The organism is Streptomyces sp. NPDC042371, assembly GCF_056437465.1.
The window spans coordinates 36,352-59,844 of the sequence record NZ_JBWKAP010000024.1; the positions used below are offsets into that span (position 1 = coordinate 36,352).

A 23,493-nucleotide genomic window follows, 5' to 3' on the forward strand; every position below is an offset into this window, starting at 1 on the left:
GGCACGACCCTCGCGTGAACACACGGCGGCGCCGGGCGGAGACATTCCCGCCCGGCGCCGCTCCCTGTCTTGTCTAGGAACAGGCGAACCCGGCCGCGGCCCAGTCCGCGTGGTCCCCGCTCTTCGAGCCGTTGGTGTCGGCCACCTTCAGCTCGACGTGCCGCGCGCCGCGCACATCGACGTCGACCGGGACGGTCGCCGAGGCGCCCGTCACCTTGGGCGAGGTCCACAGCACCTTGCCGTCGGCCTCGACCGAGAAGGCGACCTCTCCGTAGCCGTTGATCTCGTCGTCGATGCCCACGTCCGCGGTGAACTTCGAGCAGCGGCCGCCCGTGTAGACCTCGATCGCGGAGTCGGCGTGCGTGCCGATCCCCTTCTCGTACGTCTTTCCGGCCAGGGTCAACGGGTGGCCGTCCTCGGCGCCGGACTCCCCGTTGCTGCGGTCGCGTTCGGCGGGCCCGTATCCGTTGGTGGACTTGAGCCACTTCAGGTCGCTCGCCCAGGTGTCCTTCGCCGGTGCCTCGGGCATCACGCCGAGTGCGAAGCGCTGGACGGCGGTGCGCTCCTGGCCTGCCGACCGGTGGCGGACGGTCGCGGTGAGCGGCTGTTCGCCGATGTCCGCGTCCTTGGCCGGGGTGAGCGCCACCTCGACGCGGCGCGTGGTGCCCGCGGGGACCCGGTCGGTCTTCGCCGTGCCGACGGTCCAGCCCTCGGGGGCGTCGAGGGTGGCCTCGACCCCGGTGGCGTCCTTGGTCCCCGCCGTGATGTCGACGGCGACCTTTCCTGGCGTGCCCGCGCCGAGCTCCTGGCCCGCGGGGACGCCCACGGAGGCGGGCGCCCCGGGCACGGCGCCGCCCACGGCGCTGGTGTCGTCGAGCCGCAGCTCGAAGGCGCGGTCGGTGCGCAGGGCAGCCGTCTTGACCCGGACGACACCGCCGCGGTCGTCACGGTCGTAGAACCAGCCCTGCCGCGCGCTGTCGTACGCGCTCTTCGAGGTGAGCCGCGGCAGCCTGTGGTCGCCGAGCTCGACGCGGCTGGGCGCGTCCCCGGTGTGCAGGGTGAACGCATAGGGGCGGCTGGTCTGCTTCCCCTTGTACGCGCCCTTGCTGGCGCCGATCCGCACCCGCACGTCCCCCGCTCCGGAGCGCGGCGCCCGCACGACGGCGCGCTGGGTGGCGTACTTGCCTTCGCGGTGCTGCCGGGTCACGCCGTCGTCCTCGTACAGCTCGAAGGAGGAGCTGCCCTGCGGGTAGATGTCCCAGGCGAGCGGGGAGTCCGACGTCCTGTCCTGGTAGGAGCGGATGCCGCCCGGCCACATCGGCACGGTCGCGCCGCCCTTGACGAAGAGCGGCAGCGTGTCGAGGGGCGCGCTGTAGCCGTCGACGGTGGTCGGGCCCTGGTAGGTCCGCCCGCTCCAGTAGTCGGTCCAGGTGCCCTTGGGCAGGTAGATGCCGTCGCGCTCGGTGGTGTCCTTGTAGACGGGCGCCACGAGGAAGTCCTCGCCGGTGAGGAACTCGTACTTGGCCGCGTCGGTGGCGGCCTTGGGGTCGTCCGGGTACTCCAGGGCCAGCGGTCGCACGGCGCCCACGCCGGTCTTCGTGGCCTCGTGGGCGTACGAGTAGAGGTAGGGCAGCAGCGACTCGTGCAGCTTCAGGTACTTGCGGTTGATGGAGGTGTAGGGCTCGCCCTGGCGGAAGGGCTGCTTGTCGCTCGCGGCCCAGCCGTCCATGGTCATCGTGACCGGCAGGAGCATCTTCCACTGGAGGTCGCGTACGTACGTCTTGGGGCTGCCGCCGAAGATGCCGTCGACGTCACCCGTCGTGTAGGCGAGCCCGGACATGGTGGAGCCCGCGTACGTCGGGATCTGCCAGCGGATGTACTCCCAGCTGCCGCTCTGGTCGCCGGACCACTGCACGCCGCAGCGCTGCGCGCCCGACCAGCTCTCCGGGGCCCAGGTGAAGCCCCGCGCGTCGCTGTTGTCCTCGATGCCCTTGTGCGCGTCCTTGCAGCCGTCGAGCGCCTTCTTGTAGCCGTCGCCGACCCAGGCGACGTCGAGCTTGGCGACGCGCTGGCCCGCCTTGACCTGCTCGGCGATCTTGTCGAGGCCGTCCTCGGTCCACAGGCCCATCTTCATCTTGCGCTCGGCGAGGCCCTTGGAGGTCTCGGCGAGGTTCTCGTAGCCGCAGCCGTAGCCGTCGTTGACCAGCATCCAGCCGTTGGGCATGTCGTTCTCGACGTAGCCGTCGGCGACCTTCAGGGAGTCGAGGGTGTGGCGCTCACCGCGGTTGGCGTTGTGGAGGTAGCAGTCGGCGTCACCGATCTCCATGCCGTAGACCGGCGGCAGGAAGGGCTTGCCGGTGAGCTTCGTGTACTGCCCGATGACGTCCTTGGCCGCGTCGCCGCCGCGCCCGGCGAAGTAGTAGGCGTCGAAGCGCTGTTCCTTCGCGGTGGCGGTCACGGGCTCGGCGAAGTCGTAGGTGTTGGGGGCGTACGTGTTCCGGAAGACGCCGTACCCCTGGGAGGACAGGTAGAAGGGCACGGAGTTGGGGTGCCCGCCGTCGTCCCAGTTGTAGTCGACGCTCACCTCGACCTTCTTGCCGCGGTGCGAGGTGTTGCCGCGTCCGTTCTGCATCCCGGCGCCGTAGAACTGCTCGTCGGCGCCGCGCGCGAGGCTCTGTGTGGTGGTGTCCTTCGTCCAGGACAGGCCCTTGGACTCGGCCCAGACCCGGCTGCCGTCGGCGCGGTACAGGGCGAAGCGGAGCGGCGACTTGTAGGCGCGCAGGGTGACCTTCGAGGTGCTCAGCTCGTAACGGTCGCCCTTGTCGGCCCACTTGGTGCGGGGCGCGTCGCCCTGCGGCAGGACGATGTCGTCGCCCGTGGGGTCGGTGAACTTCCCGTCGGGGGCGAGTTCGAGACGGAAGGTCTCCGTCGAGACGAAGCTGACGCGGGCTTCTGCCTTGCCCGCGGTCAGGTGGTAGACGGGGCCTTCGGCGTCGAAGTCGGTGACGTCGCCGACCGTGGTCGCGGGCTCGTCGGCGGCCTGCGCGGAGCCGCCGCCGGGCCCCGCGAAGGTCGCGAGGAGGCCCAGGAGAGCGGCCGCGGCCGCCGATCCGAAGCGCGTGGAAGATCTCATGGCGGAGGTCTAGCGCCTCAACGGGTGCCAGGGCCATGGACTTTGATGGGCCGCTCCTGGATTTCCGGAGCGGCCCATTCGGTGAAGCGGTGCCTACAGGGCCACGCCGAGCAGGGCGTCCACCGCGCGGGACACGACGCCGGGGGCGCCCTCGTCAGTGCCGTCGGCGCCGTCCTCGGAGTCCTGGCGGGCGGCCCAGCGGTCGACCGCGGCGAGCGCGGCCGGTGCGTCCAGGTCGTTCGCGAGGGCGTCGCGGATCTCCTCGACGAGCGCCTCGGCGGCGGTCCCGTCGGGGCGGGACACCGCGGCGCGCCAGCGGCCGAGCCGCTCGACGGCCTCCTCGAGGACGCCGTCCGTCCACTCCCAGTCCGCGCGGTAGTGGTGCGCGAGGAGGGCGAGCCGGATCGCCGCGGGGTCGACGCCGTCGCGCCGCAGCTTCGACACGAAGACGAGGTTGCCCTTGGACTTGGACATCTTCGCGCCGTCCAGGGCGACCATGCCCGCGTGGACGTACGCCTTCGCGAAGGGGTACTCGCCGGTCAGGGCCTGCGCGTGCGAGGCGCCCATCTCGTGGTGCGGGAAGGCGAGGTCGGATCCGCCGCCCTGCACGTCGAAGCCCATGCCGAGGTGGTCGAGGGCGATGGCGACGCACTCGATGTGCCAGCCGGGGCGGCCGCGGCCGAGGCTGCCGCCGTCCCAGCTCGGGTCGCCCTCGCGGGCCGCCATCCAGAGCATCGGGTCGAGCGGGTTCTTCTTGCCGGGGCGCTCCGGGTCGCCGCCGCGCTCCGCGGAGAGCAGCTTCATGGCGGCGGTGTCGAGTCCGGACACCTCCCCGAAGTGGGCGTCGGACTCGACGGAGAAGTAGACGTCGCCCTCGAGTTCGTAGGCGGCGCCCATGTCGCGGAGGCGTTCGACGAGCGGCACGATGCCGGGTATCGCCTCGACGGCTCCGATGTAGTGCTTCGGCGGCAGGAGGCGGAGCGCGGTCATGTCCTCGCGGAACAGTGCGGTCTCGCCCTCGGCGAGCTCGACCCAGTCCTTGCCGTCGCGGGTGGCGCGTTCCAGGAGCGGGTCGTCCACGTCGGTCACGTTCTGGACGTAGTGAACCTGCCGCTTGGTGTCGAGCCACACGCGTTGCACCAGGTCGAACGCGTTGTAGGTCGCCGCGTGACCCATGTGGGTCGCGTCGTACGGGGTAATGCCGCAGACGTAGATACGGGCGACGGGACCGGGGTCGAGGGTGACGAGTCCACCGGTCGCGGTGTCGTGGATCCGGAGGTCGCGGCCCTTGCCAGGAAGGGCGGGGACCTCAGAAGCGGGCCAGGCATGCATGCCCTGAGCCTAACCGGACGGGGCGTCCGTATACGAGTGGGGGATCACACCGGCGGCCAGGGAATAGGTGGCCAGTCGCCGCTCGGCTCGGGGTGGCGCCCCGACTTCAGCAGGGCCGCGACCCGCGCGCGCAGCGCCTCGGTCTCCACGGCGGTGATCAGCCCGGCCAGCCGCCCGGCCAGCCCTGCGCCCTCCTCAAGGCCGCTCTGCAGGGCCTGGAGGGCCTCCACGGCCTCCTCGGTCAGGGACTCCCCCGCCCAGCCCCACAGGAGCGTCCGCAGCTTGTTCTCGGCGTGGAAGGTGACGCCGTGGTCGATGCCGTAGAGGTGCCCGTCGGCGGCCAGCAGATGGCCGCCCTTGCGGTCACTGTTGTTGATCACGGCGTCGAGGACCGCGAGCCGCCGCAGCCGCACGTCGTCCGCGTGCACGAGGAGCGCCGTCCGCTCCTCGTCGACCTGCGCGAGGCCGACCGCCTTCCAGCCGTCGCCGGGCTCGTCCCCGTCGACCAGGGCGAGCAGCTCCGCGTCGCCCGAGTCCTCGATCCACAGCTGGCACATGCCCTCGCCGTGCGGCCCGGAGCGCAGGACGGTCGGCGGCACCAGGTCCCAGCCCGTGGCGAGCGACACCTCGTACGCGGCGACCTCCCGCTGGGCGAGCGTGCCGTCGGGGAAGTCCCACAGGGGGCGCTCCCCGGCGACCGGCTTGTAGACGCAGGCGGCCTCCTGGCCCTCGTACGCGACCGTGCAGTAGAGCACCGCGTTCGAGGCCTCCCGGATGCGGCCGCGCACGGTCAGCTCCCCGTGGGTGAGGAGCGCGACGGGGTCGGCGACGGTCACGCCTCCCGCCGGTATCCGTTCTGGCGCGGGCATACGTGTCCTTCCGGGTCGAGCGGGAGGCTGCACAGCGGGCACGGCGGGCGGCCCGCGTTGACGACGTCCAGGGCGCGCTTGGCGAAGGCGCGGGCCTGCACCCCGGTGAGCCGGACGCGCAGCATCGGCGGGCCGTTCTCCTCGTCCTGCAGAAGCCTTTCCTCCGCCGCGGCGAGATCGTCGTCGGTATCGGCGTCCAGTTCGACGAGGGCCTGTGCCTCGACGACCATCCGCTCCTCCTCGCCGTCCCAGGCGAGCGCCATCGTGCCGACGCGGAACTCCTCCTCCACGGGGGAGTCGAGCGGCGCGCTGTCGGAGACCTCGGACGATGCGACGGCCGGCACCGGGGCGTTGCCCCCGCTCCGGCGCACGACCTCGTCGAGGAGCTCCTCCATGCGCTCGGCGAGCGCGGCCACCTGGGTCTTCTCCAGGGCGACGCTGGTCACCCGGATGCCCGCGGAGGCCTGGAGGAAGAAGGTACGCCGTCCGGGCAGCCCTACCGTTCCCGCGACGAATCGCTCCGGGGGGTCGTAGAGGAACACCTGACGGGACACGTCCTGTCTCCATTGATCGACTGAAAAGTATGAAGGGCTGTTACGGCCCGGTTCACCCTACTGCGGGCGACGATCACGGTGCGCCCGCCCCGCCCCCCACGGTGGCGTCGTCACCCGGCGGCTCCTCGCGCGGCGCGAGCGAGGCGAAGTCGCCGGTGTCGCCGAGGCGTACGAGGTAGGGCCGCAGCCGTGTGTAGCGGATGGCGGTGACGGAGCAGGGCTCCACGGAGATGCGCTGGAAGAGGTCGAGGTGCAGCCCGATGGCCTCCGCGACAAGGGACTTGATGATGTCGCCGTGCGAGCACATCAGGTACACGGCGTCCTCGCCGTGGTCGCGCGCCACGCGCGCGTTCCACTCGCGGACCGCCTCGGCCGCCCGCGTCTGCATGGCCCGCATGGACTCGCCGCCGGGGAACGCGGCGGCGGACGGATGCCGCTGGACGACCTCCATCAGGGGTTCGTCGGAGAGCTCGGCGAGCTTGCGGCCCGACCAGTCTCCGTAGTCGCACTCCCCGATGCGGTCCTCCGTGTGGACCTGGAGCCCCGGGCGGGCGGCGAGCAGCGGAGCGACGGTCTCCTCGCAGCGCTGCAGGGGGCTGGTGACCACCTCGGATATGGGCAGCGCGGAGAGCCGTCCGGGGAGCGCGGCGGCCTGTGCGGAGCCGCGCTCGTCGAGGGCCACGCCGGGGGTCCACCCGGCGAGCAGGCCGGCGGTGTTGGCCGTGGAGCGTCCGTGCCGGACGAGGATCAGCGTGGGCATGCGGTTCAGCCTAAGCGCCCCAGCGGGTGCAACAGGCGTGAAGCCTGGGAAGAATGCGCGGTGTGATCGTCGACTGTGCCATCTACCGGGACGGGCGCCGGACCGAGGGCCCCGAGGACTTCTCGGACGCCCTGGACCAGGCGCGGGCGGCGGGCGACGCCTTCGTGTGGATCGGTCTGCACGAGCCGACGGCGAAGGAGTTCGACCAGGTCAGCCAGGAGTTCGGGCTGCACCCACTGGCCGTCGAGGACGCCCTCAAGGCCCACCAGCGGCCCAAGCTGGAGGTCTACGACGACTCGTTGTTCATGGTCCTCAAGCCGGTCGTGTACGAGCCGGACAGCGACACCGTCTCGTCGGGCGAGGTCATGATCTTCATGGGTGACTCGTTCGTGGTCACCGTCCGCCATGGTGAGGGGGCGCCGCTCGGTGTCGTACGCCACCGTCTGGAGGCCGATCCCGACGTCCTCAAGCACGGCCCGACGGCTGTCCTGTACTCGATCGCCGACGCCTCCGTGGACCACTATCTGGAGGTCGCCGACGAGCTGCAGTCCGATCTGGAGGTCCTGGAGGCGGAGGTCTTCTCACCGGACGGCGGCGCCTCCTCCCGGAACACGGCGTCACGGATCTACACCTTCAAGCGGCAGATCCTGGAGTTCCGCCGCGCGACCGGGCCGTTGGCGCTGCCCGTGGCGCGTCTCTCCGGAGTGGGCCCCTTCAGCCCTTCCGTGCCCTTCGTGGACGAGACGGCGCAGCCCTTCTTCCGGGACGTCAACGACCACCTGACGCGCGTCAACGAGTCCGTGGAGGGCCTGGACCGGCTGGTGTCGGACGTCCTGTCCGCGCATCTGGCGCAGATGAGCGTGCGGCAGAACGACGACATGCGGAAGATCTCGGCGTGGGCGGCGATGGCCGCGGTGCCCACGATGATCGCTGGTGTCTACGGCATGAACTTCGACCACATGCCCGAGCTGCACTGGTGGTGGACGTATCCGGCCGTGATCCTCCTGATGGCCGTCCTGGAGGTCGTCCTGTACCGCATGTTCAAGCGCCGCGGCTGGCTGTAACTCAGGCGAATTCGGTGGCCGTCGTGGCGGGACCGCCGAGGGCGTCGCGCCGGTCCGGCATCTCCAGGGAGACCATGCGCCGCCAGCCGACGGCTCTCTCGTAGCCGTACACGGCGTGGATGCCCGCGGTGAGCAACTGCCGCTTGGCGTGCGGCCAGTGGAGGATGCGTCCCATGCGCTCCATCACCGCGAAGCTGACGTCGCGGTAGACGCGGATCTCGGCGTGGGCGCAGTCGCGCAGGGTGCGCTGGATGGCACGGCCGTGCCCGGCGCGCGCGAACCGGAGCAGTTCCTCGTGGCAGTACGCGAGGTGGTTGTCCTCGTCGTGAGAGATCATCCGCACGGCGCGGCCGATGTCGGGGTGGTCGGCGAAGTGCTTGAGCAGCATCCGCATCTGTTCTGAGGCGCGCTGCTCGGTGACCCTGCTGTGCGCGAGGTACGTGACGATGTCCTGCACGGACAGCGGCTTGTCGGCCTTCAGCTTGTCGTGCGCGAGGCCGATGCCGTGCTTCTCCAGGAGCATCGTGTAGTCGGTGTCGTGCGGGACCTCGACCGGCCGCAGGCCACGCTTCTTCAGGAGTGCGTTGAAGATCCTGCCGTGCTTGTCCTCGTCGGCGCCGTGCCGGGCGATCCTGGGCGCGAGCCCGCGCTCCGCAGCCGGGACGAGCGCGGCGATGCGGCCGTTCTCCCAGCCGCCCTGGGTCTCGCCGCTGGCAGCGATGGAGCAGAAGAGCCGGAACGAATCGTCGTCGTCGAGGATCTCCTCGAAGACACTCCTGGCCGACAACATCACTGGCACCTCCATGCCCTGTGCGCGGACCTCCGCAAAGAAATAGTCAAGTGCGAGGTTGCGCAATGGGCAACAGCTGTAGAGGTCGGCTCCGCCGAACGAAGGACACCGGCACCGCCACGAGGCCGTAACCGGGGGCCTCTTGAAGCGTTGTTCCCCGTGACGGCCGTGGCGGGGAAGACCCCCGAGCCCCCACCACGGCCGCAGACTTCCCTGGCCCTTACGCCAGTCCGGAGCGCTCCAGGGCCTCCGTACCGGCCCGCAGCGCGGTGAGCCGTTCCTCCAGAGTGAAGCCCGCGGGGGCCAGCGTGAGCGTGGTGACCCCGGCCGCCGCGTAGGCCTGCATCCGGTCGGCGATCCGGTCCACGGAACCGAGCAGCGTGGTGGAGTCGATCAGCTGCCGGGGCACGGCCGCGGCCGCCCCGTCCTTGTCGCCCGCCAGGTACTTGTCCTGGATCTCGGCGGCCTCCTTCTCGTACCCCATGCGCTGCGCCAGCTGGTTGTAGAAGTTCTGCTTCCGGCTTCCCATGCCGCCGACGTACAGGGCGGTGTACGGCCGGAACATGTCCGCGAGCGCGTCGACCTGCGCGTCCTCGCCGACGGCGAGCGGCAGCGTCGGGACGACGTCGAAGCCGTCCATGGACAGACCCGCCTTCTGCCGCCCGGCGCGCAGGTGCTTGATCGCGGTCTCCTCCAGGTGCTCCGCCGCGGGGAAGATCAGCAAGGCGCCGTCGGCGATCTCGCCGGTCTGCTCCAGGTTCTTCGGGCCGATCGCGGCGACGTACAGCGGGATGTGCTCGCGCTGGGGGTGGACGGTCAGCTTGATGGGCTTGCCGGGGCCGCCGGGCAGCGGCAGCGTCCAGTGCTCGCCCTCGTAGGAGAGCCGCTCGCGCGTCATGGCCTTGCGGACGATCTCGACGTATTCACGCGTGCGCGCCAGCGGCTTGTCGAACTTCACGCCGTACCAGCCCTCGGAGACCTGCGGGCCGGAGACGCCGAGGCCGAGGCGGAAGCGGCCGCCGGAGAGCGAGTCGAGGGTCGCCGCCGTCATCGCGGTCATCGCGGGCTGCCGGGCCGGGATCTGGAAGATCGCGGAGCCGATGTCGATGCGTTCGGTCTGTGCGGCCACCCAGGACAGCACCGTCGCGGCGTCCGATCCGTACGCCTCCGCGGCCCAGCAGACCGCATAGCCCAGCTTGTCGGCCTCCTTCGCGACGGCGAGATTGTCCGCGTCCATCCCCGCGCCCCAGTAGCCGAGGTTGATCCCGAGCTGCATGACCGATCCCCTTACCGCTTTACTCATGAGTAACGTTCTGTGCCGGGGACTTTAGCGCGCGGTGCCGGATCCGTCAGTGAGGGATTCGGCGACGGAGTCCGTGACGGAGGGGTGGCCGGGTTCTCCACAATCGCTGGTTTGTCCACAGGCTCGACCGTCGCGGGGGTACGGCCAGTAATCTCAGCGCCCATGGAGCAGAGGCATCTCGGCCGGACCGGCCTGCGCGTGTCCCGCATCGGACTCGGCACCCTCACCTGGGGCCACACCGAGGAGAGCGACGCCGCCGACCTGTTGAAGGTGTTCTGGGAAGCGGGCGGCACCCTCGTCGACACCGCCGATGTGTACGGCGACGGGGAGGCCGAGTACCTCATCGGACGCCTGATCGAGCGGCTCGTGCCCCGCCGCGACCTGGTCATCGCGACGAAGGCGGGCAGCGTGCCGGACCCGGAGCGCCGCTTCGACGGCTCACGGGGCCACCTCCTCGCCGCGCTCGACGCCTCCCTCACCCGCCTCGGCACCGACTATGTCGACCTGTGGCAGGTCCACGCCTTCGATCCGGGGACTCCCCTTGAGGAGACGCTGCAGGCCCTCGACATAGCGGTGAGCAGTGGGCGGGCCCGCTATGCGGGGGTCGCCGACTTCTGCGGCTGGCAGCTCGCGAAGGCCGCGACGTGGCAGCTCGCCGCGCCGGGCATCCGCACCCGCCTGGCCAGTACGCAGATGGAGTACTCCTTGCTGCAGCGCGGCGTCGAGCGGGAGGTGCTGCCCGCCGCCCTCGACCTGGGCGTCGGGCTCCTGCCGTCCTCGCCGCTCGGCAGGGGCGTGCTCACCGGGAAGTACCGGCACGCCACGCCCGCCGACTCGCGCGGCGGCTCCGACCAGATGGCGCCCTTCGTCGCGCCGTACCTCGACGAGACGGCGGGCCACATCGTCGACGCGGTCGCGACGGCCGCCGACGGGCTCGCGGCGACCCCGCTCCAGGTCGCCCTCGCCTGGGTGCGGGACCGCCCGGGAGTGACGGCCCCGATCATCGGCGCGCGCAACGCGCAGCAGCTCACGGCCGCATTGTCAGTGGAGACCCTTAGTCTTCCTGACGAGATCTGCCGGGCGCTCGACGACGTGTCGGCGCCGGTGCACCGCTATCCCGATCACGACTGGAGCACGCTGTGAGTACGGAACCCGCTGCCGCGGAGGACCCCGGGGCCGCTGCCGCGGAGCAGGCGGAGTCGTCCGGCCCGGCACAAGCCGCGCCGGACGCCGAGGCCGCACCGGGCACCGAGCCCGCATCGGAGACGAGCGAGAGCGACGACGACGGCGAGGGCAAGGCCGAAGGCAAGAGCGACGACGGCGAGGGCAAGGCCGAAGGCGACAGCCCCGAGCTGTCCGAGACCGAGGCCGAGATCGCCGCGCAGCGTGAGCTGCGGGAGCGGATCGAGCAGCGGAAGGCGTCGAAGGAGGGCCCGATCGACGCCGGGACGAAGCTGAGCGGCACCGCCGCCGATCTGCTGGCCGCCGTGCGCGCCGTGGAGAGCGGCGACAAGCCCGTCGCCAGCGCGTTCCAGGAGCCGGAGCCCGCGCGCAGGCCCGCGCCGTCCCGCGCGCCCGAGCCCGTGCGCCCGCAGCGGCCCGCGGCCGCCCAGGCGCCCGCGGAGGAGGCCGTCGAGGCCGTCCGTGCCGTGCTCGCCGAGGGAGGCGCCCCGCCCGCGCTCGCCGGACAGACGGCGGCCGTGCTCGGCGACGGCGCCGACGGACAACTGCGCGCGGACCCGTGGCAGTTGCTGCGGGTCACCGGCGTGCGGCCCGAGCAGGCCGACGGATTCGCCAGGGCGCTGCTCGGCGCGGAGTGCGGACCCGACGACGAGCGCAGGGGCCGCGCGATCACCGTATGGCTCCTGGAGCAGGCCGCCGTCGCGGGGCACACGGCGCTCGACGCCGCGACGCTCTACGCCGCGCTCGGGCAGCGCGCGGTGCCGGATCCCGACGCGGCGGTGCAGAGCGCGCTCGCCGAGGGCGACGCGCTGGTCTTCCAGGACGCGCTCGAAGGGACCGAGGTGCCGGTCCAGCGCACGGACGACGCGGGCACGCGGAGCGAAGAGGGCGGTGAGGGTGGCGAGGACGGTGGGGACGATGAAGACGCCGAGCCGGAGCGCCCCGTCCGCGTCCTGATCGGCCTGGAGCGGTACGCACTCGCGGAGGAGAGCCTCGCCGACGGCCTCGCCCGGGTGATCAACTCAACTCCCAAGGAAGACGGTTCCGGCCCCGGGGCCGCCGAGTGGGAGACCGCAGCGGCGCAGGCGTCCGGGTCCGCCGCCGAGCTGATCCGCGCCGTCGCCGGGCACGGACTGGTGCTGCACTCCGGCGGCGAGGAGGCGCGTGCCGAGCCTGCGGCGCTGGTGGCCGCGGCCGCGGCGCTCGGCCTTCGGGTGTGCGCCGCCGCCCACAGCGCCGACGGACGCCGCCGTCTCGCGCGGGCGACGGGCGCGGACGAGGCCGCGGTGACCGTGGCCGGACTGCTCTCGGGTGAGCAGGGCCCCGGGCGCGACGCGGAGGGTGCGCTCGCGCTCGACCTCCTGGTCGTCCTGGACGCGCCGCAGCTGGACGTGGAGACCGCGGCGATGCTCGTCGAGTCCCTGCCGGACGGCGCCCGCCTGGTCCTCGGCGGCGACCCGGGCGTGCTGTGGTCGGCGGGCCCCGGGCGGGTCTTCGCCGATCTCCTCTCCGCGCGCTGCTGCCCGCAGGTCGTCTCGCGCACCCCGGACCCGGGCCCCATCGGGGAGCTGACATCCGGCATCGGCATCGGCGAGCTGAACCAGGTCGAGGCGCCCGGCAAGGAGGTCGTGCTCGTTCCGGTGCGCGACCCCGCCGAGGCGATCCACCGCACCGTCCAGCTCGTCGCGGACTCGGTGCCGCGGGCGATCGGGGTGCCCGCCGAGCAGACGCAGGTCATCACGCCGGGACACGGCGGCGCCGTGGGCACCCGCGCGCTCAACGCCGCCCTCAAGGAACGGCTGAATCCGGGCCCCGGCCGGTTCGGCGGCTTCGACCCCGACGACCGGATCGCGTACGTCCCCGCGGCGGGCCGCACGACGCTCGGCCGTGTGGTGCGGGCCGACGCGGAGGGACTGCACCTGGAGTGCGACGGCGCCCCCGTCGTCGTACCGCAGGAGCGGGTGGAGCGGGAGGTGCGGCACGCCTGGGCGCTCACCGCGCACCAGGCGACGGGGCAGCGCTGGCCCGCGGCCGTCGTGGTGCTGCCGGGCGACGCGGCGGAGGCACTGTCCCGCCCGTGGGTCTACACCGCGTTCAGCCGCGCGGAGCGGCATCTGTCGGTCGTGCAGGGCGTGGAGCAGGCGCTGCCGCGCGCGGTGGCGGAGCGCCTCTGGAAGGACCGTACGACGCGTCTGCAGACGCTGCTGCGCCCTCAGGTGCCCGCAGCGGCGGTCTGAGCCGCCGCTCCTGCGACGCAATGCGCTCGCCGCCCCCTCCCCCTCGGGAGGGCGGCGAGCGCAGGAGCGATTCGCCAGGTCCGCGGCGCCGGAAGCAGCCGTCAGAGGCCGGTCCTGCGGGCGCCGGGGCCGTCCCTGTCCGCCTCGCCCACGCCGTCCCCGGCGGCGCCGGGCTCTTCGATGTCGGGCTCTTCGATGTCCGGCTCGTCGATGTCGTCGAGGGGCACCGCCACGTCCGGATCGATGTCGACGTCGGTGTCGAGGCCGTCGAGGCCGTCGAGACTGTCGTCGTCCAGTTCGTCGTCGAAGACCACACTGACGTCGAACCGGCACAGCACCCGGTGCGGGTCGGCCTGGTCGAAGGGGGCGTCGAGCCACTCCCCCGGCTCCGCGGGGGTGTCCACCGCGGTGACCCAGAGCGTGGAGTCGCCCTCCTCCAAGCCGAACTCCTTGTGCCGGGAGGAGATTTCGTCCGGTTCGAACTCCCCGAAGAGGACACCGAGGGCGCTGTGCACGGTGTCCGCCGATCCGGCGCCTCCCGCGCCGCCCGCTTCGAGGTCGGCGACGCGCTGGGCCTGGGCCAGCAGCCGCTGCGGCTCCACCACGGTGTAGTCGCGGCGGAGCAGCACGCTCAGCGCGTTCGCTTCGTCCGGGCCCTGGTACGGCGGGAGGGCGTCGTCCGTGCCGGGGATCTCGAAGGGGGTGACCTCGTCGTAGCGGTCGTAGAGGAGCTCGTCGTACTCCTCGGCCGCCGCGGCCAGTTCGTTGAACGCTTCGTAGACGGCCGGATCGTCCTCGCCCGACCTGCGTTCGACCGCGGCCAGGTGGCGGTCGAGCGCGGTCTTGACCGCCTCGGCGGCGGCACGTACCTCGGCAGCGGTGGGCTGCGCAGCATCAGACATAGTGCAGACGCTATCCGTACCGGGCCCATGCCCGCACAATAGATGCGATGCCGGAATACGAATTTGTCGACGTGTATGTACCGCGCGGGGTCACCCGCAAGGAAGCCACCCGCCTGCTGACGGACCACGCGGAGTACGGGCACTGGGAGTTGGACCGACTGAGTCTGCGCTCTGACGGAAGTCGCAGAGTGCGCCTCAAACGGCGAATCATTCGCCAGCTGAGAGCGACCTGGTAAAACGGAGCGGGCCCCGCTGTCGCGGGGCCCGCTCCGTACGGCGTACACAAAAGCAGAGTGGCTCAGGCAGCCGCCCGGGCCCTGCGGTAGAGCACCGTGCCCGCGAGCAGCGCGCCCGCGCCGACCGGCAGCGCGAGACCGAGCGGCAGCTCACTGCCGGTCGACGCGAGCTGTGCGGTCCCCTCGGGCGGCGCGAGGATCTGCGCCTGCGGGCTGTTCGGGATGGCACGGTCGTCGATCGGGTTGACCGGCGCGTGCGGGGAGTGGGAGTTCCCGGGCCCTCCGGGGCCACCCGGCTTGCCCGGCTTGCCCGGCTTGCCGGGTTCCTCCGGGTTCCCGGGGTGTTCCGGATTGCCCGGGTGCTCCGGGTTCCCGGGATGCTCCGGATTGCCGGGGTGCTCCGGGTTGCCCGGGTGCTCGGGCCCGGTCGGGGGCTTCTCGCCGCCCGGCGGGGTCACCGCGGCACCGGAGTCGTTGGCGCATTCGTTGCCCATGGCCGCGTTGCCGAGGCCGCCGATGGTGACGCTGTTGCCGCAGACGTTCACCGGGGCATTGACCGGCAACTGCACGTTGTTGCCGGAGCCGACGCCGGGTGAGTCGCTCGCGTGCCCGTGGGCCTTGGCGCCGCCGCCGGACGGCTTGTGCGAACCGCCGCCCTTGTGGCCCGTGTTGGCGCAGCTGTTGCCCGCCGCCGGATTGAGGACACCGATCACATTCACGGTGTTGCCGCACACATTGACCGGTACATCGACGGGAAGCTGGACGTTGTTGCCCGACAGCACGCCGGGTGAATTCGAACTGCTTCCGCCGGCACTTGAGTCCGCGTGTGCGTAACCTCCGGTCGCGGCGAGTACGCCGGTCGCGGCCGCCACGGTGATCAGGCCCTTGCGCGTGACCTGTCGCATAGGTGTTCCCTGCCTTTTACCTGCCGTAGTACGTACGGGCCCACTGCCCGGACGTGGAATGCCCGTCGGCCCCGGAGCGCATGGCACGCACTCCGGGGCCGACGGACTCAGACCCTCAAGGGGTGAGGCACAACAACGTCACTTGTTGATGCAGGTGTTGCCGAAGGCGGGGTTCAGCAGCCCGATCACGGAGACCGTGTTGCCGCAGGCGTTCACCGGCACGTGGACGGGCACCTGGATGACATTGCCCGAAACGACACCGGGAGAGCCCACGGCGGCACCCTGGGCACCGGCGTCAGCGGTGGCGATGCCCGCACCCGCGAGCACGAGACCACCAGTGGCGGCCACAGCGGCGACGACCTTCTTGATCATTATTCCTCCTCGTTGGCAATGCAGTCCCAGCCGCGGACTGCATCACCTGTAACGAGGAGGAACTGGTGGGGCTACGAGGGCCGGTACCCTTTCACTCTTTTCAGTCAAGTACGCACGCGCTGACGATTGTTGGAGAGTCGTTTCAGCACGTAATGCGGCCGGTTTTCACCCGAATTCCGGCCGCATTCCGTCAGGACTCGTCGATGAACCGGTCGAGTACTCGAACCCCGAACTTCAGGCCGTCCACCGGCACTCGCTCGTCCACACCGTGGAACATGCCCGCGAAGTCCAGCTCCGGCGGCAGCTTCAGCGGCGCGAAGCCGAAGCCGCGGATGCCGAGGTCGTCGAAGGACTTGGCGTCCGTACCGGCCGAGAGCATGTACGGCACGGCGCGGGCGATCGGGTCCTCAGCGCGCAGGGCGGTCTGCATGGCGTCGACGAGCGCACCGTCGAAGGTGGTCTCCAGAGCCTTGTCGGCATGTACGTCCTCGCGCTTGACCCGCGGACCGAGAATCCGGTCGAGGTCGGCGAGGAACTCCTCCTCGTACCCCGGCAGATAGCGGCCGTCGACGTGCGCGGTGGCCTGCCCCGGGATCACGTTCACCTTGTACCCGGCGCCGAGCTGCGTGGGGTTGGCGGTGTTCTGCAGGGAGGCGCCGATGAGCTTGGCGATGCCACCGAGCTTGGCGAGCGTCTCGTCCATGTTCTCCGGGTCGAGCTCGGTGCCGAGGGCGTCACCGAGTTCGTCGAGGAAGTGCCGCAGCGTCTTGGTGACGCGCACCGGGAACTTGTGCCGCCCGAGCCGCCCGACGGCCTCGGAGAGCTCGGTGATCGCGTTGTCCTTGTGGATCATCGAACCGTGGCCCGCCGTGCCGTCCACGGTGAGCTTCATCCAGTGCATGCCCTTCTGGGCCGTCTCGACGAGGTAGAGCCGCAGGTTCTCGTTGACGGTGAAGGAGAAGCCGCCGACCTCGCTGATCGCCTCGGTGCACCCCTCGAAGAGATCGGGGTGGTTGTCGACCAGGTGCCGCGCGCCGTACGTGCCGCCCGCCTCCTCGTCCGCGAGGAAGGCCAGGACGATGTCGCGCGGGGGCTTGCGGCCGGTGCGCATGCGCTCGCGGACGACCGCGAGGGTCATCGCGTCCATGTCCTTCATGTCGACCGCGCCCCGGCCCCACACGCACCCGTCCGCGATCTCCCCGGAGAAGGGGTGGTGCGTCCAGTCCGCGGCGTTGGCCGGTACGACGTCCGTGTGGCCGTGGATGAGGAGCGCGGGCCGCGACGGGTCCTCGCCCTCGATCCTGGCGACCGTGGAGGCCCGGCCCGGATGGGATTCGAAGATCTTCGGTTCGAGGCCCACCTCGGCGAGCTTCTCCGCGACGTACTCGGCGGCCTTGCGCTCCCCCGGGCCCGAGTGGTCGCCGTAGTTGCTCGTATCGATCTGGATCAGTTCGCGACAGAGGTCGACGACCTCGTCCTCACCGGTGACGGCCTTGCCCGTGCTGGACCCGCTCACGCTGGTTCCTCCCGCATTCGCTGCTGGTGGTCCCCCTCATCCTCTCTCTCCGGAGCTCCGCGCCCAAGGGCGGGCGGGTGTCGTCATCAGCAGTTCACGAGGGGTGGCGGGGGTGATCGGGGACCCTTGGAAGCCTGGTAATGTTCTCTGTGTCGCCGCGGGAAACGCCCCGCGAAGACAGACACCTTGTCCGGGTGGCGGAATGGCAGACGCGCTAGCTTGAGGTGCTAGTGCCCTTTATCGGGCGTGGGGGTTCAAGTCCCCCCTCGGACACCAGCAGGGCCCCAGTCGAGAGACTGGGGCCTTTTGCGTTGCGTACGACGCAGGGCCGGTCCGGTGGCCGGTCATGACGGTCCCGCGGTGTCCCGCCAGTACGCGTGGTTGCGCCGGGCGGCCCGGGTGTCGCCGTGCCGCTCGCCCAGCGAGGAGCCGTAATTGTCGGCGAGCTCGGCGAAGGCCGCCGCGGCGCGCTCGGGGTGGCCGCTCACCCCCAGCCAGTGGGCGTGCTGCCACCGGCAGCTGAGCGAGCGCACGTCCCCGGGGCCCAGGGCTCCCGAGGCGTCCACCGCCAGCTCGGCGAAGAGGTCGGCCGCGGCCTCGGCGTCGCCGCCGATCCCGGCCCACCGGGCGTGCTCGTGGCGCGCTTGGAGGGTGTCCGGGTGGAGCGGGCCCCGGTCGACGGCCAGCTCCCCGGCGAGCAGGGCGTACCGCGCGGCCGCGGCGGCCGCGTGCCCGCTCTCCCCCTCGGCGTGCGCGAGGGCCTGGTGCGCCAGGAGGGTGAACTCGTGGTGGGCGCCGAGCACCCGGCCGCACTCCTGCGCGAGGACGTTCAGGGCCTCCAGCGCCCCCGCCACGTCACCCGACTCCCCCAACTCGACCGCGCTGCACAGGCGTTCGGGCACGTCCTCGGCGGTCAGCCTGCGGAACGCGGCGTTCGCGGCCAGGGCCAGCTGGTCGCTCGTTCCCGTGCCGCACCGCTGGGGCCTCGGCTCGCCCTTGGCGGCCAGGATCCTGGCCGTGTGGCGGTAGGCCGCACCCAGCGTGAGCAATTCGGGCTCCGCGGCGGAACCGTCGCGCAGGAACTTGATCAGCTCCCCGGTGAACAGCGTGTGCCGGTCGCCCAGCGGCGCGCGGGCCGGAGTGTTCGCGGGGGCGGAGGCGAGGACGAAGGTGCCTGCGATCTCCAGCTGGCCGAAGTAGAGCGACGCGGTGTCGCCCATGGCCTCGATGGCCCGCCCCGAGAAGCAGCAGTCGAGGAGCAGGACGCGGTTCCTGGCCGGTGCGGACGCCATGGTCTGGCGGATGAGGTCGAACCGCAGGCTCGACCAGCCGAGCAGTCGGGTGTCGCTCCCGGTGAGCAGGAGGTGGAGCAGGCCGTGTTCGTCCAGCGCGCCGTGGCCCGCGAAGTAGACGAGGAACATGTCGTCCACGCCGCTCGCCGCGCGGCTCAGCGCCGCCCCCACCTTCTGGGGCTCCTGCACGTCGCGGAGTAGGGTGCACCGCTCCTTGGGGAGTGCGACGTTGTGGGGGCTGGTGAGCAGGGTGCGCAGATCGTCGAGGTTGTTCCGCACCGCGGGAAGCGGGGGCAGTTCGACGTCGTCGTAGCTGCTGCATCCGATGAGCACCGCATGCGAATTCGAGCCGCTGGCCAACCGCACTTCGTCCCCCTCTTACCGCACGTGCCGCTGCCCAAATGATAGCGAGGCGACTCATCTGAGGGGCGGCGCTCTTACCGCTGTCCGAGGTTTCGGGCATGCTGACGAATCCGGAGTCGGCTGCGACTGGTGGGGGTTGCCATGGGGCGCTCGGGCGTGCGGGACAACGCGGACGGTTTAGACGACGAGTTAGACGGCGGGGGCGGTGCGCACCGGGCTTCCGCCGTCTGTGCGGCGTTCCAGAACCTGGTGGCCGACGCCGCCCTCGCGGTGGAGCCCAATGAGTTCGCCTCCGCCGTCCGGCTGCTCGACTCGGTCAGGACAAGCGGCAACTGTCTCTACGCGATCGGCAACGGCGGCAGCGCGGCCACGGCAGGCCACTTGGCGTGCGACCTCGCCATGACCTCGGGTCCCCAGGCCGCCGGACTGCGGACGAACGCGCTCACCGGCAACACCCCGCTGCTCACCGCCCTGGCCAACGACATCGGCTACGACCGCGTCTTCTCCGAGCAGCTGGCCCGCCTGCTCACGCCGGGCGACGTCGTGGTCGCCATCAGCGTCAGCGGCAACTCCCCGAACATCCTCGAGGGCCTCAAGACGGCGCGGGCGCGCGACGTGCGCACGGTCGGGCTGCTCGGCGGCTCGGGGGGCAGCGCCGCCGCGCTGGTCGACGTGCCGCTGCTGGTCGACAGCGAGGTGTACGGCGTGGTGGAGACGGTCCACCTGGGCCTCGTGCACTCCCTGGCCCTCGCCCTGGGCACCGGAAGGGGCCACTCCAGGGACATCCTGAACGCCTCGCTCGACGGAACGAAGGGCTGACGGTGACCCGGCGGGCCGCGTGGGCGGCGCGTACGGCCGATGTGGTCCTGGTCTCCGACCGGGGCCCCGTGACGTTCCGGTCCACCCCGTCCGGCCTCGCCCCGGAACGCCGGGCGGGCAGTGTGACGGCGCTGCTCGACCGGTCCGCGCGCGCGATGGACGAGGACGTCTGCTGGCTGGCCCCTTCGGCGAGCGACGAGGACCGCAGGGCCATGCGGGACGGCAGGTTCGCCGGTCTTGGGCTCGGTTACGGATTCAGTCCCGTGCCCTGCCGGGCGGCGGACTACCGGCGGTACTACGAGGACGCGGGCGTACGGGGCCTCTGGTACGCGCTGCACGACCTCTGGACGGATCTGCCGCGCGGCCTCGACGGCACCGGTCCCGGGCCGCTCGGCGACGGCGCCGCGCTGCGCGCGTACCAGCAAGTGAACCGTGCCGTGGCCGCGGCGGCCGCGGCTCGCTGCGATCCCCGTACCGTCGTCTGTTTCCAGGACTACCAGTTCGCCACGGCACCCGGGTTCCTGCGCTCCCTGCTGCCCACGCAGACCATCGGCTTCTTCCTGCACGCCGCGTTCGCGGCCCCCTCGGCGCTGCCGGGCGCGGCCCGTGGGCTGCTCCTGCGCGGCATGCTCGCGGCGGACGTGCTCGGCTTCCAGTGCGAGCGGTGGGCGGACTCCTTCCTGCGCTTCGCCAGGGAGGCCGGGCACGAGGTCGACGCGGTGGACGGCGCCGTCCGCCACGCGGGCGGCCGGACGCTGGTCCGTTGCTATCCGGCGCCGCCCGACCAGGAGTACCTGTCCGGCGTGTTCGGCACACCTGAGGCGGACCGGTGGGCCGACGTCTTCCGGGGGATGCGGGAACGGGCGCTCCTGCTGGTGCGCGTCGACCGGCTCGATCCGGCGAAGAACGTCCTGCGGGGCTTCGAGGCCTTCGCGCTGCTCCTCGCCGAGCGCCCGGAGCTGCGGCACCGCGTCAGGTTCGTGTGCTGTCTGACTCCTTCCCGGCCCACGGTTCCCGAGTACGCCTGGTACGCGGCCCGTGTGCGGGAGGCCGTCGCGGGCATCCAGCGGGACTTCCCCGGAGTGCTGACCGTCCACTGGGACGAGGACCGGGTGCGTGCCATGGCCGCGCTGCGGGAGTACGACGTCCTGCTGGTCAACTCGGTGCACGACGGGATGAATCTGGTGGCCCAGGAAGGGGTCCTCGCGAACCGGCGGGACGGGGCGGTCGTCCTGTCGGCCCGGACCGGGAGCGCCGAGCGGCTCGGTGCGGGGGCCGTCGTGATCGACGATCCGCGCGATGTCCGCGAGACCGTGTCGGCGCTCACGCAGGCGCTCGACATGCCGCGCGGCGAGCGTGCCGCGCGGGCCGTTCGGATGCGGGCGCCGCTGCTGGCTTCCTCACCGGAGAGCTGGCTGCGGGCCCAGCTCACCGATCTCGCCGAGGTCCGGGACGACCGGCACAAGGCCCTGGGGTCCTAGGTCTCCAGGGGCGCGGCGCGGTCGGCCAGCTCGTGGAGGGCCTCCTTGACGGCGTCCATGCGGGCGTCACCGAGCCGTTCGAGGTCCTTCAGGGCGAGGGTGTAGTAGACCGCGGCCTCCTTCAGGCGGCCCATGGCGGCCAGCGTCGCGCCCAGGTTCACCGCGGTCGCCGCGGCGCCCGGTTCGTCCCCGAAGGAGCGCCTGATCTGCAGCGCCTCGTCGAAGGTCGCCACGGCCTCGTCGTCGCGCCCGGCCGTGCGGTAGGCCTCGCCGAGGTGGTTGAGCGAGGTGCCCTGGCCGAACAGGTCCTTGATCTCGCGCTGGATGCCGAGGGCGCGCAGCCAGCAGCTGATCGCCTCGTCGATCCGGGCGAGGTCTCGGTGGGCGGTGCCGAGGCTGTTGAGGTCGATGCCCTCGTTCCAGCGGTCCCGGATCTCCCGGTGGATGGCCAGGGCCTCGTTCGAGCAGCGGATCGAGTCCTCGATGCGGTTCATCCGCCGCAGCGCGCCCGCCAGGTTGTTGAGCGAGGTCCCTTCGCCGTACTTGTCCCCGATCCTGCGGCGGATGGCCAGGGCCTGTTCCCAGACCTCGACGGCCTTCTCGAACTCCCGCGTGCCGCGGTAGGCGTTGCCGAGGCTGTTCAGCGTCCAGGCCTCGCCCTTGAGGCAGCCGGAGCGGCGCGCGCCGAGCAGCCCCAGTTCATGGGTGACGATCCAGTCGCTCAGGAGCTTGCGCACGTTGAAGAAGCTCCACAGGACCACGGGCAGCTGCCAGGCGATCGCGTCCTGCTCGTACTGCACGGCCTGCCGCACGAGGGCTATGAGGTGGGTCCGTTCGGTGTCGCACCACGTCAGGGCCTGCGCCCCGTCGGCGAACCGGAGCGGTTCGCACCGCTCGGGCAGCGCGTACAGGTCGATCCTGCGGCGGTGGGGCATCAGCTGCCGGTTCGCCTCGTCGGCCGTGTGCAGGTACCAGAGCAGGCAGCGTCTGACGGACTCGGTGCGGGACTCCTCGGACTCCTCCTCGTACGCGCGCTCGGCGGCGTAGTCGTGGATGAGGTCGTGGAAGCGGAACCGGTCGGGCGCCACCTGTTCGAGCAGATGGCAGTCGATCAGGCCCCGCAGGTACACATGGGTGCGCGCCCTGGAGTCGCCGGTCGCCGCGGCGGCGGCCAGCAGGCTGAACTCGCCCGTGGGATGCAGGCCCAGGATCCGGAAGCAGCGTGCGCTGCCGGTGCCGAGCGCGCGGTACGACCAGGAGAAGGCGACCCGCACCTCGCGCTGTTCGGCGCCGGTGTCCTCGGTGTCCGCGGCGAAGGTGTCGAGCCGGTGGCGCTCGTCGCCGAGGCCCTCCAGGAGGTCGGCGATGGGCCATTGCGGATACGCCGCGACCCGCTCGCCCACGATGCTGAGGGCCAGCGGCAGATGGCCGCAGCCTGCCGCGAGTTCCTCGACGGCGCCGCGCTCCTGCAGCACGCGGTCGCCGCCGACGATCCCGGTCAGCAGCTCGACGGACTCCCGCTCGCTCAGCGTGTCGAGGCGGATGCTGCGCGCGCCGTAGTTCCCGACCAGCCCCTGGAGACGGTTCCGGCTGGTCACGAGCACCACGCAGGTGGAACTGCCCGGCAGCAGGGGGAACACCTGCGCCGTGTTGCGGGCGTTGTCCAGGAGGAGCAGCATCTTGCGCTCGTGCAGCAGGGTGCGGAACATCGCCGCGCGCGGTTCGAGTTCCTGCGGCACCTTGGGCGCGGCCACGTCCAGCGCGTGCAGGAAGTCGGCGAGGACTTCCGCGGGTTCGAGCGGGATGCCCGGTCCGTAGCCCCGGAGGTTGACGTAGAGCTGTCCGTCCGGGAAGGAGTCGCGCGAGCGGTGCGCCCAGTGCACCATCAGCGCCGTCTTCCCCACGCCGGGAGCCCCGCCGACGGAGGAGATCACGGCGGTGTCGGGGCCCGCCTTCTGCGGCTCGGCCAACAGCAGGTCCAGCTCGGCCAGCTCGCTCCCGCGTCCGACGAACCCCGGGCGGTCGAGCGGCAGCTGATGGGGCACCGGGAGGGGCGGCCGGTCGGCGGGGCCCGCTTCGGCGGGCTGGAACCGCAGCAGGCGCTCGATCAGCCTGCGGCCGAACTCCGGATCGTCGGTGACGGCCCGCGACAGCTCGTCGAGCGAACCGACCGTGGGACCGCGGCGCTCGTCGGCCCCCGGCGCGTCCCGGCCGGACCGTCTGTCCGTCCGTTGGCCGACCAGCCTGCGGAGCCCCTCCCAGCTGGTCTGCGATCCGGTCGCGGGCGCGTCGCGCGAAGGCGCCCCCGCGGCCGTTCCATGGATTTCCCCTGCTGACACGGATCCACCCCCGTGGGTCAAGCCAAGTGGGGCGAATTATACGG

General features: G+C 71.7%; 19 protein-coding genes and 1 tRNA gene. 7 read left to right on the top strand and 13 right to left on the bottom strand.

Annotated features, from left to right (window positions below):
• Positions 1–73: 73 nt before the first annotated feature.
• The 5 genes from AC068B_RS40005 to AC068B_RS40025 all read right to left on the bottom strand — a co-directional run bounded on the left by AC068B_RS40005 (position 74) and on the right by AC068B_RS40025 (position 6,648).
• A complete protein-coding gene (locus tag AC068B_RS40005) occupies positions 74–3,133 on the bottom strand; it encodes an NPCBM/NEW2 domain-containing protein (protein ID WP_478676387.1) in 3,060 nt (1,019 codons plus the stop codon).
• 93 nt (positions 3,134–3,226) lie between these two features.
• On the bottom strand, positions 3,227–4,465 hold the full coding sequence (mshC, locus tag AC068B_RS40010; protein WP_478676388.1) for a cysteine--1-D-myo-inosityl 2-amino-2-deoxy-alpha-D-glucopyranoside ligase: 1,239 nt from the start codon (positions 4,463–4,465) through the stop codon (positions 3,227–3,229).
• Positions 4,466–4,509: 44 nt separating this feature from the next.
• Positions 4,510–5,334: an SCO1664 family protein gene (locus AC068B_RS40015; RefSeq protein WP_478676389.1), complete on the bottom strand. Its 825-nt coding sequence runs from the start codon at positions 5,332–5,334 to the stop codon at positions 4,510–4,512.
• Complete coding sequence (locus tag AC068B_RS40020; protein ID WP_478676390.1) at positions 5,298–5,888, bottom strand: DUF3090 domain-containing protein; 591 nt, start codon at positions 5,886–5,888, stop codon at positions 5,298–5,300. The genes AC068B_RS40015 and AC068B_RS40020 overlap by 37 nt, the downstream gene beginning before the upstream one ends.
• Before the next feature lie 73 nt (positions 5,889–5,961).
• On the bottom strand, positions 5,962–6,648 hold the full coding sequence (locus AC068B_RS40025) for a histidine phosphatase family protein (RefSeq protein ID WP_478676391.1): 687 nt from the start codon (positions 6,646–6,648) through the stop codon (positions 5,962–5,964).
• Positions 6,649–6,710: 62 nt separating this feature from the next.
• Between AC068B_RS40025 and corA the strand changes: the two genes are divergently transcribed.
• Positions 6,711–7,712 carry a magnesium/cobalt transporter CorA gene (gene corA, locus AC068B_RS40030; RefSeq protein ID WP_478676427.1) on the top strand — a complete coding sequence of 334 codons (1,002 nt, stop codon included), beginning with the start codon at positions 6,711–6,713 and terminating at the stop codon, positions 7,710–7,712.
• 1 nt (position 7,713) lies between these two features.
• Here the strand turns inward: corA and AC068B_RS40035 are convergent, their stop codons facing one another.
• Positions 7,714–8,502: a ferritin-like domain-containing protein gene (locus AC068B_RS40035; RefSeq protein WP_478676392.1), complete on the bottom strand. Its 789-nt coding sequence runs from the start codon at positions 8,500–8,502 to the stop codon at positions 7,714–7,716.
• Positions 8,503–8,722: 220 nt separating this feature from the next.
• Complete coding sequence (locus AC068B_RS40040) at positions 8,723–9,778, bottom strand: LLM class F420-dependent oxidoreductase (RefSeq protein WP_478676393.1); 1,056 nt, start codon at positions 9,776–9,778, stop codon at positions 8,723–8,725.
• A 189-nt stretch (positions 9,779–9,967) separates the two neighbouring features.
• Between AC068B_RS40040 and AC068B_RS40045 the strand changes: the two genes are divergently transcribed.
• Together AC068B_RS40045 and AC068B_RS40050 are read left to right on the top strand one after the other, a co-directional pair.
• Positions 9,968–10,948: an aldo/keto reductase gene (locus AC068B_RS40045; protein ID WP_478676394.1), complete on the top strand. Its 981-nt coding sequence runs from the start codon at positions 9,968–9,970 to the stop codon at positions 10,946–10,948.
• Complete coding sequence (locus AC068B_RS40050) at positions 10,945–13,224, top strand: helix-hairpin-helix domain-containing protein (protein WP_478676395.1); 2,280 nt, start codon at positions 10,945–10,947, stop codon at positions 13,222–13,224. Before AC068B_RS40045 ends, AC068B_RS40050 begins: the two co-directional genes overlap by 4 nt.
• A 101-nt stretch (positions 13,225–13,325) precedes the next feature.
• Here AC068B_RS40050 and AC068B_RS40055 read toward each other — a convergent pair whose 3' ends face one another.
• The gene (locus AC068B_RS40055) at positions 13,326–14,126 is read right to left on the bottom strand and encodes a hypothetical protein (protein ID WP_478676396.1); all 801 of its coding nucleotides are present in this window, start codon (positions 14,124–14,126) and stop codon (positions 13,326–13,328) included.
• Between the two features lie 47 nt (positions 14,127–14,173).
• On the opposite strand from AC068B_RS40055, the gene AC068B_RS40060 reads away from it, so the two are divergent.
• On the top strand, positions 14,174–14,362 hold the full coding sequence (locus tag AC068B_RS40060) for a DUF5703 family protein (protein WP_356258165.1): 189 nt from the start codon (positions 14,174–14,176) through the stop codon (positions 14,360–14,362).
• Positions 14,363–14,424: 62 nt separating this feature from the next.
• On the opposite strand, the gene AC068B_RS40065 is transcribed toward AC068B_RS40060, so the two are convergent.
• From AC068B_RS40065 to AC068B_RS40075, 3 genes are all read right to left on the bottom strand, one after another.
• A complete protein-coding gene (locus AC068B_RS40065; RefSeq protein WP_478676397.1) occupies positions 14,425–15,267 on the bottom strand; it encodes a chaplin in 843 nt (280 codons plus the stop codon).
• Positions 15,268–15,405: 138 nt separating this feature from the next.
• Positions 15,406–15,639 (bottom strand): chaplin ChpH, encoded by a 234-nt coding sequence (gene chpH / locus AC068B_RS40070; protein WP_055565097.1) that lies wholly within the window; start codon positions 15,637–15,639, stop codon positions 15,406–15,408.
• A 190-nt stretch (positions 15,640–15,829) separates the two neighbouring features.
• Positions 15,830–17,155 (bottom strand): M20/M25/M40 family metallo-hydrolase, encoded by a 1,326-nt coding sequence (locus tag AC068B_RS40075; RefSeq protein WP_478676398.1) that lies wholly within the window; start codon positions 17,153–17,155, stop codon positions 15,830–15,832.
• A 188-nt stretch (positions 17,156–17,343) separates the two neighbouring features.
• On the opposite strand from AC068B_RS40075, the gene AC068B_RS40080 reads away from it, so the two are divergent.
• Positions 17,344–17,431 (top strand) — tRNA-Leu (locus AC068B_RS40080).
• A gap of 68 nt (positions 17,432–17,499) precedes the next feature.
• Here AC068B_RS40080 and AC068B_RS40085 read toward each other — a convergent pair.
• Positions 17,500–18,813 (bottom strand): caspase family protein, encoded by a 1,314-nt coding sequence (locus AC068B_RS40085; RefSeq protein ID WP_478676399.1) that lies wholly within the window; start codon positions 18,811–18,813, stop codon positions 17,500–17,502.
• Between the two features lie 138 nt (positions 18,814–18,951).
• On the opposite strand from AC068B_RS40085, the gene AC068B_RS40090 reads away from it, so the two are divergent.
• Positions 18,952–19,629 (top strand): SIS domain-containing protein, encoded by a 678-nt coding sequence (locus AC068B_RS40090; protein ID WP_478676400.1) that lies wholly within the window; start codon positions 18,952–18,954, stop codon positions 19,627–19,629.
• A gap of 2 nt (positions 19,630–19,631) precedes the next feature.
• A complete protein-coding gene (locus tag AC068B_RS40095) occupies positions 19,632–21,110 on the top strand; it encodes a trehalose-6-phosphate synthase (protein WP_478676401.1) in 1,479 nt (492 codons plus the stop codon).
• Here the strand turns inward: AC068B_RS40095 and AC068B_RS40100 are convergent.
• Positions 21,107–23,449 (bottom strand): ATP-binding protein, encoded by a 2,343-nt coding sequence (locus tag AC068B_RS40100; RefSeq protein WP_478676402.1) that lies wholly within the window; start codon positions 23,447–23,449, stop codon positions 21,107–21,109. The two genes, AC068B_RS40095 and AC068B_RS40100, sit on opposite strands and share 4 nt — an antisense overlap.
• Between the last annotated feature and the right edge of the window lie 44 nt (positions 23,450–23,493).